The sequence below is a fragment of the Metabacillus sp. RB-C-LZQ-3-1 genome (assembly GCF_058315175.1).
In genome coordinates this window covers 1-262 of sequence record NZ_JBZFLI010000068.1, presented here as the reverse complement: position 1 = coordinate 262, position 262 = coordinate 1, and the positions used below count along the sequence as shown (strand labels likewise).

At 47.3% G+C, this 262-nt stretch carries 2 tRNA genes; both read left to right on the top strand.

The features are described from left to right. Positions 1-29 precede the first annotated feature (29 nt). Positions 30-106, top strand: a tRNA-Ile gene (locus tag AC4GZ8_RS26495). A 17-nt stretch (positions 107-123) separates the two neighbouring features. After that, positions 124-199, top strand: a tRNA-Ala gene (locus tag AC4GZ8_RS26490). The last annotated feature ends 63 nt before the right edge of the window (positions 200-262 follow it).

Here is a 262-nt window from a genome sequence, read left to right as displayed (position 1 = left end):
ACTTTGTTCTCATTCAAATATATAGAGATGGGCCTATAGCTCAGCTGGTTAGAGCGCACGCCTGATAAGCGTGAGGTCGATGGTTCGAGTCCATTTAGGCCCACCATCTCAAACTATAGTATTGGGGCCTTAGCTCAGCTGGGAGAGCGCCTGCTTTGCACGCAGGAGGTCAGCGGTTCGATCCCGCTAGGCTCCACCAAATGTTCCTTGAAAACTAGATAACGAAAACAATTCAAGTAATTCACTGAGTTTAAACGCTTAG